Origin of the sequence: Candidatus Methylomirabilis sp. (assembly GCA_036000645.1) — a bacterium.
Classification (GTDB): domain Bacteria; phylum Methylomirabilota; class Methylomirabilia; order Methylomirabilales; family JACPAU01; genus JACPAU01.
In genome coordinates this window covers 1-18,298 of sequence record DASYVA010000079.1, presented here as the reverse complement: position 1 = coordinate 18,298, position 18,298 = coordinate 1, and the positions used below count along the sequence as shown (strand labels likewise).

Below are 18,298 nucleotides of genomic sequence, written 5' to 3'. Positions count from 1 at the left end.
CCCTCCACACCTGTCCCGAGGTGTACCGTTGGTTCCGGTCGGAGGGTCTTGTGGACATTACCCTCCTCGACTTCCCGGTCGCGGTGGCCGGCACCCGGCCCCCGGAGGACTGAGCAATGCCGGGCCCGTCGGTCTGCATGTTGAGCGCCTCCTTCGCGCCGACCCTGGGCGGAACGGAGCGGCAGTGCTGGCTCCTCAGCGAGTGGCTGGTGAGGGCGGGCGTGCCGGTGGCCGTCCTGACGCGCGCCTCGCGGAGGGGAGGGGAGGTGCCGGCGGCACCCTTCCCCATCCATCGGCTATGCGGCGGGGCGGCCCATCCTCTGGCCGGGCTCGCTTACGCCGTGGCGGGGGCCTGCTGGCTGGCGGCCCGTGGGGGCCGGTTCGGCATCCTTCACGCCCACCAGGCCCTCTCTCCGGCACTGGCGGCCGTCCTCGCCAAGCGGCTGCGGCCGCGACACCGGGTGGTGGTCAAGGTCGCCTGCAGCGGAGAATGGAGCGACTTCCGCCTGGCCCGGTCGCGCCCCCTCTACCGGCGCCGGATCGCCCTGCTCCGGGAGGTGGATCGGTTCGTGACACTGAACCGGGAGAGCGCCGCGGAGCTGGAGGCGGTGGGGCTGGGGGCGGTGCCCGCGCGCGTCATTCCGAACGGGGTCGATGTCCAACGCTTCGCCCCTGCAGCGCCGGGCGAACGGGCAGCCTTGCGAAGGTCCCTGGGTCTCCCCGCAGGCGAGCCGGTCGCCCTCTTCGTGGGGCGACTGGAGCACCGGAAGGGCGTGGACGTGCTCCTCGCGGCATGGGCTGACCTGGTCCACCGCGGCGAGGCGCCCCGCCTCCTCATCGCCGGACCGGGGGAGGCGGGGGCGTGGATCCGCCAGGCGGACGGGCTGGGCCTGGAGGGGCGGGTCGCGTTCCTGGGGGCCCGCAGCGATGTGGCCAACCTGTACCGGGCCGCCGACCTTTTCGTCTTCCCCTCGCGCGCCGAGGGCTGCCCGAATGCGGTCCTGGAGGCGATGGCCTCGGCTCTTCCCGTGGTGGCCACGGATGTGGCGGGCAACCGGGAGGCGGTCGGGGAGGACGGGAAGGCTGGCTGGCTGGTGCCAGTGGAGGCCCCGGCGGCCCTGGCCGAGGCCGTCGGAACACTGGCGGCAGGGCCGGCGCTGCGCCGGGAAGTCGGCGCGGCGGCCCGCGCCGCCGTGGAGGAGCGCTTCGCCATCCACCGGGTGGGAACGCAGTACCTCTCCCTCTACGAGGAGCTCGTAGGATGATGCCGGGCAGCGGGCCGGTGCCCGTGACCTATCTGATCACCGAACTGAATATCGGTGGAGCCGAGCGCGCCCTGGAGCGTCTGGTCCTCCGGCTCGACCGGAGGCGCTTTACCCCGGAGGTCTGGTGTCTCTTCGGGGCCGGGCCGGTCTTCGCGCGCCTGCGGCGCGCGGGTGTGCCGACTCAGTGCCTGGGGATGCGCCACAGGATGGACCCGACAGTCCCCCTCCGACTCGCATGGGCCCTGCGGCGCAGCCAGCCTCGAATCGTGCACTCGTTTCTGTTCCACGCCAACCTCCTCGGACGCCTCCTCGGTCGCCTGCTCGGGGTGCCGCACGTGGTATCGTCGGAGCGGACCATGGAGCTCGAGGGTCCCCTCCGGCGCTGGCTCAACCGGGGGACCGGGGCCATGGCCCACCGCATCGTGGTCGTGAGCGAAGCCGTGGGCCGCTACGCCGCTGAGGTCATCGGGCTGGACCCGAGTCGGATCAGGGTGATCCCGAACGGGGTGGAGATCGGGCCGGTGCCGGACAGCGCAGCCCGCGCAGCGGCTCGCAAACTCCTTGGTCTCCCGCCCCGGGCCACGGTGATCGGAACGGTCCTGGCGCGGATGGATCGGGAGAAGGGGCTGGACCTGCTCATCGCCGCCGCCGCCCGGCTGCCGGCCCTCCGATCGGGCAGCGCTATCCTCGTGGTAATCGGCGGGGGACCGGGAGAGGAGGCAGCGCAGGCCCGGGTGGCCGACCTGGGGCTTGACGGGGCGGTCCGCTTCACGGGGCCCCGGGAGGAGGCAACCACCCTGCTGCCGTCCTTCGATATCTTCGTCCTCCCCTCCCGGACGGAGGGGCTCTCCAACGCCCTTCTGGAGGCGATGGCCTGCGGCCTCCCCGCAGTGGCGACCGCCGTGGGGGGGACCCCTGAGGCGGTCCTCCACGGGGAGACCGGGCTCCTGGTGCCGCGGGAGGACCCCCGCGCGCTTGCCGCCGCCCTCCAGGTCCTGCTGGACGATCCCCCTCGCGCCTCCGCCATGGGCGCCGCCGGCCGGCGTCGGGTGGAGGACCGGTTTCGCGTCGAGCGGATGGTCGAGGCCACCCAGGAGCTGTACGCCGAGCTCCTTGCCGGGGAAGAACGGAAATGATGCCCTGGGCCAGGGGAACCACCCGTTCCCCCCTCCCCGGTCGCGAGCCCCGGTACCCCGCGGACACTCGCCGAGGGGGAGGTGATCCCCGACCCGAGGGGTAAACGATGTGCGGGATCTGCGGGCGACTCAACTTCGACTCCGAACGTCCGGTGGGTGCGCCCCTCTTGCGCCGGATGACGAATGCCCTCTCCCACCGGGGTCCGGACGGGGATGGAATCTTCATCAACGGGCCAGTCGGCCTCGGCCACCGCCGGCTCAAGATTATTGACCTGACCGAGAATGGGCGCCAGCCCATGCCCAACGAGGATGGGACCATCTGGATCACCTTCAACGGCGAGGTCTACAACTTCCCCGATCTGCGCGAAAGGCTGATCCGGCGGGGGCACCGCTTCCGATCCAAGACCGACACCGAGACCGTCCTGCACCTGTACGAGGAAGAGGGGCCGGCGTGCGTCCGTGCGCTGCGAGGGATGTTCTCCTTCGCCATCTGGGACGCCCGGACCCAGACGCTGTTCCTGGCGCGGGACCGGGCCGGCAAGAAGCCGCTGTACTACCAGATCGACCGCGGGGGCCTACGGTTCGCCTCGGAGATCAAGGCGATCCTGATGGATCCGGAGGTGGAGGCGACGCCGGACTTCGAGGGGATCCATCACTACCTCAGTTTCGGCTACGTCCCCCACCCGGCGACCGCCTTCCGGGGAATCCGTGCGCTCCCGCCGGCCCACGTGGCTACGATCCGGGACGGGAGGCTTACCGTCGAGCGCTACTGGCGCCTGCAATATGGGGTGAAGCACCCGGGATCGGAGCGGGATCTGGCGCAGGAGCTGGTCCACCACCTGGAGGATGCGGTCAAGGTCCGGATGATCAGCGATGTCCCCCTGGGAGCCTTCCTCAGCGGGGGGATCGACTCCAGCGCGGTCGTGGCCATGATGAGCCGCCACGCGGCCGAGCCCGTGCGGACCTTCTCCATCGGATTCGATACCGCGGAGTACGACGAGCGACACTACGCGCGGCTGGTGGCAGAGCGGTTCGGGACGCGCCACGAGGAGTTCGTGGTCCGACCGGACGCCGCGGGGATCCTGCCCATGCTGGTCTGGCATTACGACCAGCCGTTTGCAGATTCTTCTGCCATCCCCACCTACTATGTCGCGCAGATCACCCGGCAGCATGTCACGGTCGCGCTCAATGGGGACGGGGGGGACGAGGGGTTTGGTGGCTACGAGCGGTATGTCGCCCAACAGCTGGCCGGCCGCCTGGACTGGCTGCCAGGAACAGCGCGGCGGGGACTTCAGGCTGCCGTGGGACTCGTCCCGCGCGGGGGGCGGCGGGGGAGCCTGCGTGCGCGGGGGCGGCGATTTCTGGAGGGGCTGCTCCAGCCGCCGGATCGGCGGTACAGCCGGTGGGTGTTCCACTTCACCGCGGACCGGAAGGCGGAGCTCTACCATCCGGACTTCGCGGCAGCCGTACCGCCGATGGAGTCAGAAGAACTGCTGATCCGCGCCTTCCGGACGTCGGATGGCGCAGATCTGCTGGACGCCGTCATGGACGTAGACACCCGGACGTACCTCCCCGACGATCTCCTGGTGAAGGTGGACGTGGCCAGCATGATGAACGGGCTCGAGGCGCGGTCGCCGTTTCTGGACCATGCCCTTTTGGAATTCGCAGCACGCATCCCGTCCCATCTGAAGCTGCGCGGAAGGGAGAAAAAGGTCCTCCTGCGGACGGCGCTACGGGGCATCTTGCCGGACGCGATCCTGGAGCGGCCGAAGATGGGTTTCGGAGTCCCCATCGACCGGTGGCTCCGAGAGGACCTCCGGTCACTGGCGTACGACACGCTCCTGGGTCGCCGGGCCACCGATCGGGTCTATTTCCGGCCCGAGGTGGTCCGGTCCTACCTGGATGAGCACGTGGCCGGGCGGGCATCCTGGCACTACTTGCTCTGGAACCTCCTGATGCTGGAACTGTGGCACCGCACGTTCATTGACGGCGACGGCCGACTGGCCCAGGAGCGCCGTGATGGCGCCGCAGCCGTGAAGGGGTAACCGCTGGCGACCTATTTGGTCACGGGCGGGGCCGGGTTCATCGGCTCGCACCTTGCAGAAGCCCTCGTCCGGTCCGGGCACCGGGTCCGGATTCTGGACAATTTCGCCACCGGGGCGCGGGCGAACCTCGCGGCCGTGGCGGGAGCGGTCGAGCTCCTGGAGGGGGACCTCCGGGACCCGGCCATCGTGGAGCGGGCGGTCCGGGGCGTGGAGGTGATCTTCCACCAGGCGGCCCTCGCCTCGGTGGCCCGCTCCCTGGAGGATCCTGCCACGACCCACGCCGTCAACACCACCGGCACCCTGAGCCTCCTCCTGGCTGCCCGGGGGGCGGGCGTCCGGCGGGTCGTGTACGCTTCCTCCTCCTCGGTCTACGGCGACAGCCCTACCCTCCCGAAGCGGGAGGAGATGCCGACCCAGCCCAAATCCCCTTACGCCATCTCGAAGCTGGCGGGGGAGCAGTACTGCCAGGTCTTCGCCGCGGCGTTGGGTCTGGAGACGGTGAGCCTGCGCTACTTCAACATCTTCGGGCCGCGGCAGGACCCCGCCTCCCCCTACGCCGCCGTCATCCCGAAGTTCCTGGCGGCGATGCGGCGGGGGGAGCGGCCGGTCATCTTCGGCGATGGGAAGCAGTCGCGCGATTTCACCTACGTGGAGAACGCGGTGCGGGCGAACCTCCTCGCGGCAGCAGCGCCGGGAGCCTCCGGCGAGGTCATCAACGTGGCCTGCGGCGCCCGGATCACCCTCCTGGAGCTCGTCGACCACCTCAACCGGCTCCTGGGGACGCATCTCACGCCTTCCTTCGCCCCTCCGCGAACAGGGGATGTTCTGCATTCGCAGGCCGACCTGGCCCGCGCCGCGGCCCTCCTGGGCTACCGCCCCACGGTCGACTTCACGGAGGGGCTGGCGCGGACGGCCGCGGCGGAGGCAAGCCATGGGTGAGCGGGTCCTCGCCCGCGTCATCGCCCGGTTGAATATCGGCGGCCCGGCGCAGCAGGCCATCACCCTCACGGCCGCGTTCAACGGCGGGGATTTCCGGAGCGTGCTCTTCGCGGGACGGGAGGATCCCCGGGAGGGCTCCCTCTGGGGGGCCGCCCAGGCGGCCGGGGTCTCCCCCGTCCGAGTGCCGGGGCTGGGCCGCCGCATCCGGCCGGGGGCGGACCTGCTCGCCCTGGCCACCCTGACCAGACACCTCCGGCGCCTCCGGCCCGACCTCGTCCACACCCACACGGCCAAGGCCGGGACGGTGGGACGGGCGGCGGCGCTGCTTGCCGCCGTCCCGGTCCGGGTCCACACCTTCCACGGCCACGTCCTGAGCGGCTACTTCGGCCCGGCCGCGACCGCCCTCTTCCGGCGGATCGAGACCGCGCTTGCCCGCCGCACGGCCCTCCTCATCGCGGTGAGCCCCCGGCAGCGGGAAGAGCTCATCGCCCTCGGCGTGGCCGAGCGGGAGCGGATCGCCGTCATCCCCCTCGGGCTGGACCTGGCTCCCTTCCTGACCTGTGCCCACCGGGCGGGAGGCCTCCGGGCGGAGCTGGGCCTCTCCCCCCGCACCCCCCTCGTCGGCCTGGTGGGGCGTCTCGTCCCGATCAAGGGGGTGGATTGCTTCCTGCGGGCAGCAGCCCTCCTGCGCGAGCGGATCCCGGAGGTCCGCTGCATCGTCGTGGGGGACGGGCCGGAGCGGGAGGCGCTGGAGGGGCAGGCGGCCGCGCTGGGCCTGGAGGATGGGGTCCGGTTCCTGGGATGGCGCCACGACCTGCCGGCCGTGTACGCGGACCTGGACCTGCTGGCCCTCTCATCCCGCAACGAGGGGACCCCCCTGTGTCTCCTCGAAGCCATGGCGGCGGGGGTGCCGGTGGTCGCGGCGGGGGTGGGAGGGATCCCGGACCTGGTGCAGGATCGGGTGACCGGACGGCTCACGCCCCCCCGGGACGCCGCGGCGCTCGCCTCCGCCATGGGGGAGGTCCTGGCCGACCGGGACGCCGCGGCCGCCTACGCGGCGGCGGCGCGGGCCGCCGTCTTCCCGAAGCACGACGCCAAGACCTTGATCGCCACCGTGCGGTCGTGCTATACGCGCCTCCTGGACCGCCAGGCAGCGGGGAGAGCCGCATGCGAATCCTGGTGACGGGGGGGGCGGGTTACATCGGCTCCCACCTGGTGGACCACCTCCTGGCCCAGGGGCACGAGGTGGTGGTGCTGGACAATCTCTTCACGGGCAACATCGCCAATCTCGCCCCCCACCTGGAGCACCCCCGCTTCCGCTTCGTCAACGACAGCGTCCTCAACGAAGCGCTGGTCGAGGAGCTGGTCCAGGGTTCGGCCCTCGTCTGTCACCTGGCGGCCGCGGTCGGGGTGCGCCACATCGTGGCCGACCCGCTGAGCGCCCTCCTCACGAACGTCCGGGGGACGGAGCTGGTCCTCCACGCCGCCTACAAGCACTGGCGCAAGGTGCTCCTGGCCTCCACCTCCGAGATCTACGGCAAGGCCCAGAAGGTCCCCTTCGAGGAGACGGACGACCGGGTGCTGGGGGCGACCGAAATCCACCGGTGGTCCTACTCGACGGCCAAGGCGGTGGACGAGCACTTGGCCTTCGCGTACGCCGACAAGGGCCTGCCGGTCGCCATCGTCCGCTATTTCAACTCCTACGGGGAGCGGCTGGACCCCCGGGGGTACGGGAGTGTCATCGCCACCTTCATCCGGCAGGCCCTGGCGGGAGAGCCGATCACGGTCCACGGGGACGGGCAGCAGACCCGCTCCTTCACCTACATCAGCGACACGATCCAGGGGACGCTCCTGGCGGCAGAGGTCCGGGCCGGAGAGGGACAGGTCTTCAACATCGGCAGCCCCCTGGAGATCGCCATCGGCGAGCTGGCCCGCCTCGTCAAGCGGCTGACCGGATCCGCCTCACCGATCGTCACGGTCCCCTACGAGGCGGTGTACGGCCCGGGCTTCGAGGATACGCGGCGCCGCCTCCCCTCCATCGCCCGGGCGCAGCGGGTCCTGGGGTACGCCCCGAAGGTCTCCCTGGAGGACGGGCTGAAGCGGACCATCGCCTGGTGGCAGGAGCATTCCCGGCCCTGAGGCGCGGGGCCGGCGCGGAAGACGCGGGAGAAGGCGGCCATGGACTTCCTGGAGAAAATCCGGGACCGGTCGGTGACGGTGGGGATGATCGGCCTGGGGTACGTGGGGCTCCCCTTCGCCGTGGAGTTCGCCCGGGCCGGGGTCCGGGTGGTCGGGATCGACGTGGACCGGGAAAAGGTGGAGCGGGTCCGGCGCGGGGAGTCCTACATCCCCGACGTCCCGTCCGCGACGCTGCAGGGGGTGGTCCAGGCCGGCCGGCTGACCGCGCACCCCGAGTACGCTCCGCTCCGGGAGGCGGATGCCGCCTTCATCTGCGTCCCGACCCCCTTCACCCGCGCCAAGTCCCCCGACATCTCCTACATCGAGGCGGCGGCCCGCGCGCTCACCGGCGTCCTGCACCGGGACATGCTGGTGGTCCTGCAGAGCACCACCTACCCGGGGACTACCGAGGAGGTGGTCCAGCCGATCCTCGAGCAGAGCGGCCTGAAGGGGGGGCGGGACTTCTCCCTCGCCTTCTCGCCGGAGCGGATCGATCCGGGCAACAAGGCCTTCGGGGCGCGCAACACTCCCAAGGTGGTAGGGGGGGTGACCCCTGCCGACTCGGCGCGAGCGGCGGCCCTCTTCAGCCTCATCATCGACCCCGAGCACATCCACATCGTCTCGGGGCCCCGGGCGGCGGAGATGTGCAAGCTCCTGGAGAACACCTTCCGCTCCGTCAACATCGCCCTGGTGAACGAGCTCGCGAAGCTCTGCGACCGGATGGGGCTCGACATCTGGGAGGTCATCGAGGCGGCCGCCACGAAGCCGTTCGGGTTCATGCCCTTCTTCCCCGGGGTCGGGGTGGGGGGGCACTGCATCCCCGTGGACCCCTACTACCTCTCCTGGAAGGCCCGCGAGTACAACTTCTACACCAAGTTCATCGAGCTGGCCGCCGAGGTCAACCAGTCGATGCCCTACTACACCGTCCACCGCCTCGCCCGGGCCCTGAACGAACGGGGCAAGCCCCTGAAGGGGGCGCGGATCCTCGTGCTGGGAGCCGCTTTCAAGCGGGACATCGACGACTGCCGCAACTCCGCCGCCCTGGAGGTCCTGACCATCCTCGCCCAGAGCGGGACCGCGGTCTGCTACAACGACCCGCACGTCCCGAAGCTGGCGCCGGGGGAGCATGGGCTGCCGGCCGGCCTGCCGGCCCTCGAGTCCCGGCCCCTCACCCCGGAGCTGCTCGCCGAGATGGACTGCGTCCTCATCGCCGTTCGGCACGGCAGCTACGACATCCCGTGGATCCTCCGACACAGCCGACTCGTCTTCGACGCCCAGAACGCGACCCGCGGCCTCGGCGAGGGACGCGAAAAGATAGTGAGGCTCTAAGCCGTGGCCTACCTCACGCCCCTCGTCGGCCCCTTTGTGACGGCCCTCCTCCTGACCCTCTGCCTCACCCCCCCCCTCCGGGCCCTCGCGCGCCGGGGCGGCGCGATGGATCGGCCCTCGCCGCGGAAGCTCCATGCGCGGCCGGTCCCGCTCCTGGGAGGGGTGGCCCTCTACGTCGCCATCGGGGGGGCAGCCGCGTTCTTCGCCCCGCCGGCCTCGGGGCTCCTCGGCCTGGTCGCCGGCGCCACCCTCCTCTTTCTCGGGGGCCTCTGGGACGACACCCGGGGGCTGCGCCCGCGAACCAAGCTCCTCCTCCAGGTGCTGGCTGCCCTGTTGGCGCTGGCCGGGGGAGTCTCGATCAGTTTCCTCCCCCACCCCCTCCTGAACTGGGGCGTGACGGCCCTCTGGCTGGTCACGATCACGAACGCCGTCAACCTCCTCGACAACATGGACGGCCTCTCGGCCGGCGTCGCCGCCATCAGCGGCGGCACCTTCGCCCTCCTGGCCGCCCGGTACGCTGAGCTGGGCCCCGAGCAGCTCCCGACGGCGGTCGCGGGCGCGGCGATCGCCGGGGCCTGCCTGGGGTTCCTCCGGCACAACCTCTACCACGCGTCGATCTTCATGGGCGACGCCGGCTCCCAGCCCCTCGGGTTCCTCCTGGCCGGGCTGGCCGCGTATGGGTCCTGGCGGAGCCCCACCCTCCCCACGTCCCTCCTGATCCCGTTCCTGGTCCTCGCGTATCCCATCTTCGACACGAGCCTGGTGGTCCTCCTCCGCTGGCGGCAGGGCCGGCCCATCACGGTGGGCGGGAAGGACCATTCCTCCCACCGCCTGGTCCGGCTGGGGCTCGGGCGAACCGAGACCGTGCTCCTCATCTACCTCTTCGCCCTGACCCACGCCCTCACGGCCGCCCTCGTCACGTCCGTCACCCTGCGCCTGGCGCTGGTCGCGCTGGCCATCAGCGCTGCGGTCCTCTTCATCTTCGGCATGGTCCTGCGGAAGGCAGACGTCTACGGCGGAGGGCGGAAGGCCACCACCCCCGCGAAGGAGGGGATCCCCGTTGATCAGACGACCCGGTAGCACGGTCGGCCTCGTCGTTCTCCTGGTCGTGGGCGCATTGGTCGGAGCCCTCCTGGGGGAGGTTATCCGGATTCTCTTCCCCGGCGGGATTCTGGAGCAGCTCTTCTCCCGAGGCGTGAGCCCGGGCCTCTCCGCGGCCACGCTGGATCTCCGGGTCGTCTCGGTCACCTTCGGCTTCACCCTCCGGCTGAACCTGGCGAGCCTCCTCGGGATCGCCCTGGCCCTATACGTCTACCGGAGACTGTAGGCCGAAGAGGCTCTCCCCGATCCCGCGGCTCCTGGCGCGGGTCGCCGCGGCCGGGTGGGGCCCTAAGCCACGAATTTTGCGGCGCCGCGCCGGTTTTGGCTGTTGACACTCCCCGGCAGTTGTGCCATGGTTGCCGAAAATTCTGGACCCGATCTTCGAGGAAACTTACCGATGCTGCGCTGGACGGGCAAGGGCCGCACCGATGGCGCCGAAGCGGCGCCCGGCGAGAGCGGCGACAGCGGCGACGCGCGCAGGAGGAATCCGGCCATGCTCACGTGGTCCGCATCCCCCGCTCTCGAAGCCATCCTCCGCGCCCTCGAGGATGCCCAGCGGGCGATCGAGGAAGCGAAGCGCTACCTGGAGGAGCGCCTCACCCCGTTTCAAAAGTACCTGGCGGACCAGCGGCGCAGCATGGACCAGGCCCTCCGGCAGTTGGACGCCCGCATCAAGCCGCTGAAGCAGTACCTGCAGGGGCAGGAGCAAAATCTGGAGCGGGTTGGGACCCACTTGGACGCCGAGCTGAAAAACCAGTTCGATGAGTTTGCCCGCTACCTGGGCGAGCAGCGCCGGATCCTCACCGAAGCGGGTCGCTACCTGGACGAGCAGCCCAAGCCCTACCGGACGTACCTGGATGACCAGCAGGTGACCGTGGAGATGGTCTACAAGGACGTGGAGCAGAAGCTCCTGCCGTTCACGGAGCACCTGCGGGAGCAGCAGCGGATCCTGGAGCGGATTGCGCAGACCGATGTGCTAGAGGAGTTCCGGGCCCTGATGGAGTTCATGACGGAGCGCCAGAAGGCCCTGGACAAGTTCGCCGCCTCGGCCGACTCGACGCCGGAGGAGTTCTTCCGCGAGGTCAGCGAGCTGTCCCGGAAGTACCGGAGCGTGGGCGAGGGCCGTTACGCCCTGCTGGCTCGGGTCCTGGAGCGGTGCCGGGCGGCGGACGAGGCCCTCCGGCGCTCGCTCAAGCCCGCCCCCGCCGCCTCGGGGGAGCCCGCGACCGAGGTGACGCGCGCCGCCGGGTAGGTGCCCCCCGCCTCCCCTCCCCCCCGGTCTCGCCCTACGCCTCCGGACTGGCCCCCGCCGGCCCGGCGCCCGCCGCGCCATCCCCCGCGGCCGGCAGGGCCTCGGCGATCAGGTCCTCGAGGGTCCGGGCAGGCGGGGAACCAGCCCCGAGCCGATCGGCCAGGAGGTCGGCGATGACCTGGCGATGGCGGGCCTCCATGAAGGCGCGGACCTGCTCGCTGGTGGGCTGCGGCCCCAGCACCTCGGCGTAGGGAACCTTGATCCGGGTGAGGATGGCGCCCGCCTCGTAGACCAGGGTGAGGAGGCAGGGATTCTCGTTCCCCAGGTCCTCGGTCTGGATGTGGTAGCGGCGCCCCCGGTGCTGGACCTCGATATTGAAGCCCGGGACCATGGCGACCTCCCGGGAGGGCACGCTAGCACGGGGGGCGGGGGCGACGCAACGGGCAGTGGGGACGGAGTAGAAGGGAATGGCTGAGCGCCTGCGGGTGGGGGTGATCTTCGGCGGCCGCTCCGGCGAGCACGAGGTCTCGCTCGCCTCGGCGGCGTCCGTCGTGGCCGCCATGGACCGGGCCCGTTACGAACCGGTCCTGCTCTACATCACCAAGGGCGGGACGTGGCACCGGGTGGAGGCGGTGCCGGCCACCCCCGGCCAGCCGGAGGGGGGACGCCTCGCGCTCTCCCCCGACCCCGGCCCCCCGGCCTTCGCCACGGTGACGGCGGATCGCGCGTTCCGGGCCATGCCCCTCGCCCTGGATGTGGCCTTCCCGGTCCTGCACGGGACCTACGGGGAGGACGGGACCGTCCAGGGATTGCTCGAACTCCTGGACCTCCCGTACGTGGGCGCGGGGGTGCTCGCCTCGGCCCTCGGCATGGACAAGGCCCTGATGAAGGGAGCCTTCCGGCAGGCGGGGTTGCCCATGGTGGAGTACGAGGTGCTGCAAGCCCGCCGGTGGGAGGAGAACCCGGACGGCTGCCTCACGGCCCTGGCCCGCCGCTTCCCCTTTCCCTGCTTCGTCAAGCCGGCCAACCTGGGGTCCAGCGTCGGCATCAGCAAGGCCGTGGATGGGGCAAGCCTGCGGGCCGCCCTCACCGCGGCTGCCCGCTACGACCGGAAGCTGATCGTGGAGCGGGGCGTGGACGCCCGAGAGATCGAAGTCAGCGTCCTCGGGAACGAGACCCCTGAGGCCTCGGTCCCGGGCGAGATCGTCCCCGCCCGGGAGTGGTACGACTACCAGGCCAAGTACACCCCCGGAGGGGCCGAGGCGAAGATCCCGGCGCCGCTCCCCGCCCGGGTCGCCGAGGAATTCCGGGCGCTGGCCCTCCAGGCGTACGCCGCCATCGACTGCGCCGGCATGGGCCGGGTCGATTTCCTCCTGGAGCGGGGGACGGACCGGATCTACGTGAACGAGATCAACACGATCCCCGGTTTCACCGCGACCTCGGTCTATCCCAAGCTCTGGGAGGCCAGCGGCCTCTCCTACCCCGCCCTGCTCGACCGGCTCATCGGACTGGCCCTGGACCGCCACCGAGAGCGGGGCCGGCGGACGACCTCCTACGAGCCGGGGCGCGGATGACACCCATGTTCGGCCAGGGCGCCCTCCAGCTCCTCCTCCGGGGTGGCGCGACCCTGTTCATCCTGGCTGCCTGTTCCGTCTATTCCCTGGCCGCCATCCTGGAGCGAATCCTCGCCTACCGGAGGGTCGCCAAGCATGTCGCGGCCCTGCGGGCGGAAGTGGAGGAGGCCCTCGCGGCGGGGAAGGTGGCGGAAGCGCGCGCCGCCTGCGAGGCGCGGGCCGGGCACCCGGTGGCGGCCGTCTTCGCGGCCGGGCTGGCGGCGCTCCAGCGGGCGCTCGAGGGCCGCTTCGGCCTCACCCCGGGGCCGGACCTCGGGGCCACCCTGGAGGCCATCAGAGGGGCCACGGCCCGGGAGACGGCTGACCAGATCGCCGGCCTGGAGCGCCGCCTCCCCTCGCTCGCCACGCTGGGAAACGTGAGCCCCTTCATCGGCCTCTTCGGCACGGTGCTGGGGATCATCCGGGCCTTCGAGGCCATCGCCGCCACCGGGGCGGGTGGGCTCGCCGTGGTCTCCGCCGGCATCGCCGAGGCGCTGGTCGCCACGGCGGCCGGTCTCTTCGTTGCGATCCCCGCGGTCATCGCGTATAACACCTTCGTCGGCCGGGTCAAGGCCTTCGCGCAGGAAATGGACCGGGCGGGGCAGGTCGTGGTGGAGGCCGCCCTGCGGGAGGCCACCCGGTAGAGGGACACATGCTCTCGACCCCGCATCCGGCCCGCCGCGACCGCCGCCTCCTCTCCGAGATCAACGTCACGCCCCTGGTGGACGTGACGCTCGTCCTGCTGATCATCTTCATGGTGACCACCCCCATGCTCCAGCGGGGCACGGACGTGGAGCTCCCCCGCTCCCGAACGGGGGCCGTGAAGGCAGAGGACCGCCTCACCCTGACGCTCGCCCGGGACCGCCGGGTCTACCTCAACGACCAGGAGGTGCCTCCCCAGGCGCTGGCCGCCCGGCTGCGGGCAGCGGCAGCCGCCCGTCCGGACCGCATCCTCTACTTCCGGGGGGACGCCACCGTCCCGTACGGGACGGTCGTCGAGGTGATGGACGCGGTGAAGGCGGCCGGCTTCGAGAGCGTGGGGATGATCACCGAGCGCACGGCGAACGCCCCGTGACCGGCCTCCTCGAGACCGGCGTCCGCCTTCTGACGGAGGCGCTGGCCGCCACGGGTTACCCGGGGATCGTGGTCGCCATGGCCCTGGAGAGCGCCTGCATCCCCCTCCCCAGCGAGGTCATCATGCCCTTCGCCGGCTTCCTGGCCGCCCAGGGGCGGTTCAGCCTGTGGGGGACCGCTCTCGCCGGGGCGGCGGGCTGCGCGCTCGGCTCCGCCGGCGCCTACTGGGTCGGGGCCCGGGGGGGACGAGCGGCTCTGCTCCGCTACGGGCGGTGGATCTTGATCAGCCCAGCGGAAGTGGAGCGGGCAGACCGGTTCTTCGCCCGCTACGGCTCCGCGGCCACGTTCCTCGCCCGCCTGCTGCCGGTGATCCGGACCTTCATCTCGCTGCCCGCCGGGGTGGCGCGCATGCCCTTCTGGCCCTTTCTCTTCTACGCCTTCGCCGGCTCCCTCCCCTGGTCCTACGCCCTGGCCTGGGCGGGATTCATCCTGGGGGAGCACTGGGAGCAGGTGGCGGGCTTCCTCCGGCCGTTCGAGGGGGCCATCCTGGTCGGCCTGGTGGGACTGACCGCCTGGTTCCTCTGGCACCGGCTCCGGCCGCGGCGGGCCCGCTGAGGCAAGCGCCCTGGAGGTGAGGGATGTTCCGCCTGATCCCGCGTGAGGAGAAGTTCTTCGACCTGTTCGAGCAGGCCGCCGGCAACATCCTGGCGGGGGCGCAGGCCCTGGAGCAGCTCATCGAGGCCGGCGGGAGCGACCCGGCCGCCGTCCAGAAGGTGGAGGATCTGGAGCACCAGGGGGACCGGATCACCCATGAGATCATCCGGAAGCTCCACCGGAGCTTCATCACGCCCATCGATCGGGAGGACATTCATGGCCTCACAAAGGCCCTCGACGACTGCCTCGATCTCATCTGGGCGGTCGCCGCGCGGACGAGCCTCTTCAGGATCACCGAGACCCCGCCCGAGGCACGGCGCCTGGCCCGCCTGATCGCCGACTCCTGCGGCGAACTCACCAAGGCCATCCGTGCCCTCCGAGAGATGAGGGACATGATTCCTTCCTGCGTGGAGATCCACCGGCTGGAAAACGAGGCGGACGACCTGGCGCGGGCCGCGATCGCCCGCCTCTTCGAGGGGGGGCACAGCCCCATCGACGTGATCAAGTGGAAGGAAATCTACGAGACCATGGAGACGGCAACCGACCGGTGCGAGGATGCGGCGAACATCGTGGAGGGGATCTTCCTGAAGAACGCCTGAGCCTCCGGAGCCTTCCCATGCCTGATGGCCTGCTCCCCGTCCTTCCGGTCCTCCTCCTGGTCCTGGCCGCCGAATTCGTCAACGGCTGGACTGATGCCCCGAATGCCATCGCGACCGTGGTCTCGACCCGCGTCCTCTCCCCCTCGCAGGCCCTGGTCATGGCTACCATCCTCAACGTGGCCGGGACCATGTCGGGGACCGCGGTCGCGGCCACCATCGGGAAGGGAATCGTCCGACCCGAGGTCATCGACTTGACGACGGTGGGAGCCGCCATGGTGGGGATTATCTTCTGGAGCACCCTCGCCTGGTACTACGGCCTGCCGACCAGTGAGAGCCACGCCCTCGTCGCCAGCCTCACCGGCGCCGGGCTGGCCGCCGCGGGGTCCTCCGCGCTCCTCTGGGACGGGTGGAGCAAGGTGCTCATCGGCATCCTCTTCTCCACATTCCTTGGCTTCCTGGGTGGCCTCCTCATCATGGGGACGCTTTACCGCCTCCTGGCCCAAAGCCGCCCGGGAACCGTCCGGCGGGGCTTCGGCCGCCTCCAGATCCTCTCCGCGGCCTTCATGGCCTTCAGTCACGGCTCCAACGATGGCCAGAAGTTCATCGGCGCCTTCAGCCTTGCCCTCCTCCTCGGGGGAATCCTGCCCGAATTCCGGATCCCCCTCTGGGTGATCCTCACCTGCGCCCTGACCATGGGAGTCGGAACCGCCGTCGGGGGCTGGCGGATCGTTCGCACCATGGGCCTTCGCATCACGAAGCTCGAGCCGGTGCAGGGGTTTGCCGCCGAGACAGGAGCGGCCTTGACCATCGAGCTCGCCTCCCGACTCGGGATCCCCCTCAGCACAACCCACACCATCAGCACCGCGATCGTGGGGGTCGGGGCGACCCGGCGCTTCTCCGCCGTCCGGTGGGGAGTGACGATTGAGATTGTCGCCGCCTGGATCCTGACCTTTCCCGTCTGTGGCCTGATCGCGTGGCTGATCACGAAGGCCTTCATGGCCCTCCGGTAGTGCCGCCCCTGTCCTGCCCGGGTCCGGCTTCGGGGCGCTCCCCACCTTCCTGCTCTCCCGTCGTCGGGGCCGTGCGGCCCGGCAGCGCCGATCACCGATTCGGCTTGACACTCCGGGAAAACGACCACTAGGCTGGCCGAGGGCTCACAGGTTGCCGCGGAGGTGTTCACGATGTTCGGGATCGGGATGCCCGAGCTCATTCTCCTGTTCCTGCTGGCCCTCCTCGTCTTCGGCCCAAAGAAGCTGCCGGAGATCGGGAAGCAGCTCGGGCGCGCCCTGGGGGAGCTGCGGCGGGCCTCGGAAGACCTGAAGGAGGGCTGGACTGCCGAGGTGGCGGCGGCTGAAGAGGCCGCCGCCCCGCCCCCGGCCGCTCCCGCTCCCCCGGGGGAGTCGGCTCCCGCGGACACCCCCGCCCCGCCGGAGACTCCTCCGCCGACGTCCGAGGCGACGGCGGGGGGCGGGGACGCCCCGCGCGAGGGATAGGGGGCCCCCGGCATGGCCGAGGCCAAGATGCCCTTCGTCTCCCACCTGGAGGAACTGCGGCGCCGCCTCATCATCTCGCTCATCGCGATCGGCGTCGGCTTCGTCCTCTCCTTCAACTATTCCGAGACGGTCCTCGCCCTCCTGAAACGGACCCTCACGACGACCACCTTTACCTTCCAGTGGACCTCCCCGTACCTGGTGTCGGTCCCCCGCCAGGCCCCGGAGCTGGTCTTCCTCGCCCCGGCAGAAGCCTTCTGGGCGCACCTGAAGCTCGGGTTCCTCACCGGCCTCCTGATTGCGCTGCCCATCGTGCTCTACGAGATCTGGAAGTTCGTGGCCCCCGGCCTCCTGAAGCGGGAACGGCGGTTCGCCCTTCCCTTCCTCTTCCTCTCGGTCGTCTTCTTCCTCGGCGGGGTCGCCTTCTGCTACCTCGTGGTGCTCCCCTTCGCCATGAACTTCCTCCTCACCTACAAGACCGAGGGCCTGCGACCGATGCTCTCCGTGGGCCAGTTCATTGACTTCTCCGTGAAGTTCCTCCTGGCCTTCGGGGTCATCTTCCAGTTGCCGCTGGCCATCGCCGTCGGCGCCGCGGCCAACCTGGTCTCCGCCAAGTTCCTGGCGCGCAACCGGAAGTACGCCATCCTGGTCAACTTCGCCATCGCCGCCATCCTCACCCCCACGCCCGACGTCTTCAACCAGACCCTGATGGCCGTCCCCCTTACCCTCCTGTACGAGGTGGGGATCCTCGCCGCCCGCCTGATCGAGAAGGCCCGCCGGAAGGCGCCGGTCACGGAGGCCGCTGGGGAGGCCTGAGGACCCGACGCCGTCAGGGAAGCCAGGTCCGGGCCACGACCAGCAGGCCCAGGAGCAGGCAGTAGAGGGCGAAGGGGTGCAGGGAGCGGGTCCGGAGGTACCGGAGGAGCCCGCCGACGGCGACGTAGCCTGTCACCAGCGCGGCGACGAGCCCGGTGAGCAGCGGCGCCCACGGGACGGGCGCGCCGCCGGAGAGGCGAAGGCCGAGGAGCTGGTGCACGCCGGCCCCGAAGATGATGGGGATCGCCAGGAGGAAGGAGAAGCGGGCCGCCGCCTCCCTCGTGAAGCCCATCAGCAGCCCGGCGGCGATCGTGGCCCCCGAGCGGGAGATGCCGGGCGCGATGGCCACCGCCTGCGCGATTCCGACGCAGACCGCCTCGCGCAGGCCGAGCGCCTCCAGCGGCCGGGAGCGCCGCCCGACCCGCTCCGCCAGGACCAGGAGCCCCGCCGTCCCCAGCAGGAACACCCCCACCCAGTCCGGCCGCGAGAAGAGCCCCTCGAAGAACCCCTTGGCGAAGTAGCCGGCTGCCGCCCCCGGGACCGTCCCGACGGCGAGAGCCAGGAGCAGGCGCCTCCCATCCGGCGCGCCCGCGAGGACGCGCCGCCCCAGTCCCACCAGGTCTGTCCAGAAATAGAGGAAGAGCGAGCCGAGCGTCCCGAGATGGACCGCCACGTCAAACGTGAGGCCCGGATCGGCCCACCCGAGGGCCCAGGGCACGAGGACCAGGTGGGCCGAACTGCTCACCGGCAAGAACTCCGTGAGGCCCTGCACCGTCCCGAGGACAAGCGCTGCCCAGAGGCTCACCC

General features: G+C 71.0%; 20 protein-coding genes. 18 read left to right on the top strand and 2 right to left on the bottom strand.

Annotated features, from left to right (window positions below):
• Nucleotides 1-116 precede the first annotated feature (116 nt).
• The 10 genes from VGT06_04655 (at nucleotide 117) to VGT06_04610 (ending at nucleotide 11,245) form a co-directional block, all read left to right on the top strand.
• Complete coding sequence (locus VGT06_04655) at nucleotides 117-1,265, top strand: glycosyltransferase family 4 protein (GenBank protein HEV8662421.1); 1,149 nt, start codon at nucleotides 117-119, stop codon at nucleotides 1,263-1,265.
• Entirely contained in the window at nucleotides 1,262-2,401 is a 1,140-nt protein-coding gene (locus tag VGT06_04650; GenBank protein HEV8662420.1) for a glycosyltransferase, read from the top strand. The genes VGT06_04655 and VGT06_04650 overlap by 4 nt, the downstream gene beginning before the upstream one ends.
• Nucleotides 2,402-2,508: 107 nt before the next feature.
• Nucleotides 2,509-4,446, top strand: coding sequence for an asparagine synthase (glutamine-hydrolyzing) (gene asnB, locus VGT06_04645; protein HEV8662419.1), 1,938 nt, complete (start codon nucleotides 2,509-2,511; stop codon nucleotides 4,444-4,446).
• Nucleotides 4,447-4,461: 15 nt separating this feature from the next.
• Nucleotides 4,462-5,385 (top strand): SDR family oxidoreductase, encoded by a 924-nt coding sequence (locus tag VGT06_04640; protein HEV8662418.1) that lies wholly within the window; start codon nucleotides 4,462-4,464, stop codon nucleotides 5,383-5,385.
• The gene (locus VGT06_04635) at nucleotides 5,378-6,568 is read left to right on the top strand and encodes a glycosyltransferase family 4 protein (GenBank protein ID HEV8662417.1); all 1,191 of its coding nucleotides are present in this window, start codon (nucleotides 5,378-5,380) and stop codon (nucleotides 6,566-6,568) included. The genes VGT06_04640 and VGT06_04635 overlap by 8 nt, the downstream gene beginning before the upstream one ends.
• Nucleotides 6,553-7,524, top strand: a complete 972-nt coding sequence (locus tag VGT06_04630) for an NAD-dependent epimerase/dehydratase family protein (protein HEV8662416.1) — start codon at nucleotides 6,553-6,555, stop codon at nucleotides 7,522-7,524. The genes VGT06_04635 and VGT06_04630 overlap by 16 nt, the downstream gene beginning before the upstream one ends.
• Nucleotides 7,525-7,563: 39 nt before the next feature.
• Entirely contained in the window at nucleotides 7,564-8,892 is a 1,329-nt protein-coding gene (locus VGT06_04625) for a nucleotide sugar dehydrogenase (protein HEV8662415.1), read from the top strand.
• 3 nt (nucleotides 8,893-8,895) lie between these two features.
• Nucleotides 8,896-9,972 (top strand): MraY family glycosyltransferase, encoded by a 1,077-nt coding sequence (locus VGT06_04620; GenBank protein ID HEV8662414.1) that lies wholly within the window; start codon nucleotides 8,896-8,898, stop codon nucleotides 9,970-9,972.
• On the top strand, nucleotides 9,953-10,219 hold the full coding sequence (locus VGT06_04615) for a DUF4321 domain-containing protein (GenBank protein HEV8662413.1): 267 nt from the start codon (nucleotides 9,953-9,955) through the stop codon (nucleotides 10,217-10,219). Before VGT06_04620 ends, VGT06_04615 begins: the two co-directional genes overlap by 20 nt.
• 267 nt (nucleotides 10,220-10,486) lie before the next feature.
• A complete protein-coding gene (locus tag VGT06_04610) occupies nucleotides 10,487-11,245 on the top strand; it encodes a hypothetical protein (GenBank protein HEV8662412.1) in 759 nt (252 codons plus the stop codon).
• Nucleotides 11,246-11,279: 34 nt separating this feature from the next.
• Here the strand turns inward: VGT06_04610 and VGT06_04605 are convergent, their stop codons facing one another.
• Nucleotides 11,280-11,636, bottom strand: a complete 357-nt coding sequence (locus VGT06_04605; GenBank protein HEV8662411.1) for a hypothetical protein — start codon at nucleotides 11,634-11,636, stop codon at nucleotides 11,280-11,282.
• A gap of 76 nt (nucleotides 11,637-11,712) precedes the next feature.
• On the opposite strand from VGT06_04605, the gene VGT06_04600 reads away from it, so the two are divergent.
• The 8 genes from VGT06_04600 to tatC all read left to right on the top strand — a co-directional run bounded on the left by VGT06_04600 (nucleotide 11,713) and on the right by tatC (nucleotide 17,491).
• Entirely contained in the window at nucleotides 11,713-12,819 is a 1,107-nt protein-coding gene (locus VGT06_04600) for a D-alanine--D-alanine ligase family protein (GenBank protein ID HEV8662410.1), read from the top strand.
• A 5-nt stretch (nucleotides 12,820-12,824) separates the two neighbouring features.
• Nucleotides 12,825-13,502, top strand: coding sequence for a MotA/TolQ/ExbB proton channel family protein (locus tag VGT06_04595; GenBank protein ID HEV8662409.1), 678 nt, complete (start codon nucleotides 12,825-12,827; stop codon nucleotides 13,500-13,502).
• A gap of 8 nt (nucleotides 13,503-13,510) precedes the next feature.
• The gene (locus tag VGT06_04590; protein HEV8662408.1) at nucleotides 13,511-13,933 is read left to right on the top strand and encodes an ExbD/TolR family protein; all 423 of its coding nucleotides are present in this window, start codon (nucleotides 13,511-13,513) and stop codon (nucleotides 13,931-13,933) included.
• A complete protein-coding gene (locus VGT06_04585) occupies nucleotides 13,930-14,547 on the top strand; it encodes a DedA family protein (protein HEV8662407.1) in 618 nt (205 codons plus the stop codon). Before VGT06_04590 ends, VGT06_04585 begins: the two co-directional genes overlap by 4 nt.
• Before the next feature lie 23 nt (nucleotides 14,548-14,570).
• Nucleotides 14,571-15,185 carry a DUF47 domain-containing protein gene (locus VGT06_04580; GenBank protein HEV8662406.1) on the top strand — a complete coding sequence of 205 codons (615 nt, stop codon included), beginning with the start codon at nucleotides 14,571-14,573 and terminating at the stop codon, nucleotides 15,183-15,185.
• A gap of 17 nt (nucleotides 15,186-15,202) precedes the next feature.
• The gene (locus VGT06_04575; protein HEV8662405.1) at nucleotides 15,203-16,195 is read left to right on the top strand and encodes an inorganic phosphate transporter; all 993 of its coding nucleotides are present in this window, start codon (nucleotides 15,203-15,205) and stop codon (nucleotides 16,193-16,195) included.
• Nucleotides 16,196-16,366: 171 nt separating this feature from the next.
• Nucleotides 16,367-16,678 (top strand): twin-arginine translocase TatA/TatE family subunit, encoded by a 312-nt coding sequence (locus VGT06_04570; protein ID HEV8662404.1) that lies wholly within the window; start codon nucleotides 16,367-16,369, stop codon nucleotides 16,676-16,678.
• A 12-nt stretch (nucleotides 16,679-16,690) separates the two neighbouring features.
• Nucleotides 16,691-17,491, top strand: a complete 801-nt coding sequence (tatC, locus tag VGT06_04565; GenBank protein ID HEV8662403.1) for a twin-arginine translocase subunit TatC — start codon at nucleotides 16,691-16,693, stop codon at nucleotides 17,489-17,491.
• Nucleotides 17,492-17,504: 13 nt separating this feature from the next.
• Here tatC and VGT06_04560 read toward each other — a convergent pair.
• Nucleotides 17,505-18,298, bottom strand: a 794-nt coding sequence (locus VGT06_04560) for an undecaprenyl-diphosphate phosphatase (protein HEV8662402.1), incomplete at its 5' end; no start/stop codon positions are given.

Bases quoted from the DNA above. Each gene is read 5' to 3' on its own strand.
- VGT06_04655 (HEV8662421.1), top strand. From the start codon at position 117: ATGCCGGGCCCGTCGGTCTGCATGTTGAGCGCCTCCTTCGCGCCGACC.
- VGT06_04650 (HEV8662420.1), top strand. From the start codon at position 1,262: ATGATGCCGGGCAGCGGGCCGGTGCCCGTGACCTATCTGATCACCGAA.
- asnB (HEV8662419.1), top strand. From the start codon at position 2,509: ATGTGCGGGATCTGCGGGCGACTCAACTTCGACTCCGAACGTCCGGTG.
- VGT06_04635 (HEV8662417.1), top strand. From the start codon at position 5,378: ATGGGTGAGCGGGTCCTCGCCCGCGTCATCGCCCGGTTGAATATCGGC.
- VGT06_04630 (HEV8662416.1), top strand. From the start codon at position 6,553: ATGCGAATCCTGGTGACGGGGGGGGCGGGTTACATCGGCTCCCACCTG.
- VGT06_04625 (HEV8662415.1), top strand. From the start codon at position 7,564: ATGGACTTCCTGGAGAAAATCCGGGACCGGTCGGTGACGGTGGGGATG.
- VGT06_04610 (HEV8662412.1), top strand. From the start codon at position 10,487: ATGCTCACGTGGTCCGCATCCCCCGCTCTCGAAGCCATCCTCCGCGCC.
- VGT06_04605 (HEV8662411.1), bottom strand. From the start codon at position 11,636: ATGGTCCCGGGCTTCAATATCGAGGTCCAGCACCGGGGGCGCCGCTAC.
- VGT06_04600 (HEV8662410.1), top strand. From the start codon at position 11,713: ATGGCTGAGCGCCTGCGGGTGGGGGTGATCTTCGGCGGCCGCTCCGGC.
- VGT06_04595 (HEV8662409.1), top strand. From the start codon at position 12,825: ATGTTCGGCCAGGGCGCCCTCCAGCTCCTCCTCCGGGGTGGCGCGACC.
- VGT06_04590 (HEV8662408.1), top strand. From the start codon at position 13,511: ATGCTCTCGACCCCGCATCCGGCCCGCCGCGACCGCCGCCTCCTCTCC.
- VGT06_04580 (HEV8662406.1), top strand. From the start codon at position 14,571: ATGTTCCGCCTGATCCCGCGTGAGGAGAAGTTCTTCGACCTGTTCGAG.
- VGT06_04575 (HEV8662405.1), top strand. From the start codon at position 15,203: ATGCCTGATGGCCTGCTCCCCGTCCTTCCGGTCCTCCTCCTGGTCCTG.
- VGT06_04570 (HEV8662404.1), top strand. From the start codon at position 16,367: ATGTTCGGGATCGGGATGCCCGAGCTCATTCTCCTGTTCCTGCTGGCC.
- tatC (HEV8662403.1), top strand. From the start codon at position 16,691: ATGGCCGAGGCCAAGATGCCCTTCGTCTCCCACCTGGAGGAACTGCGG.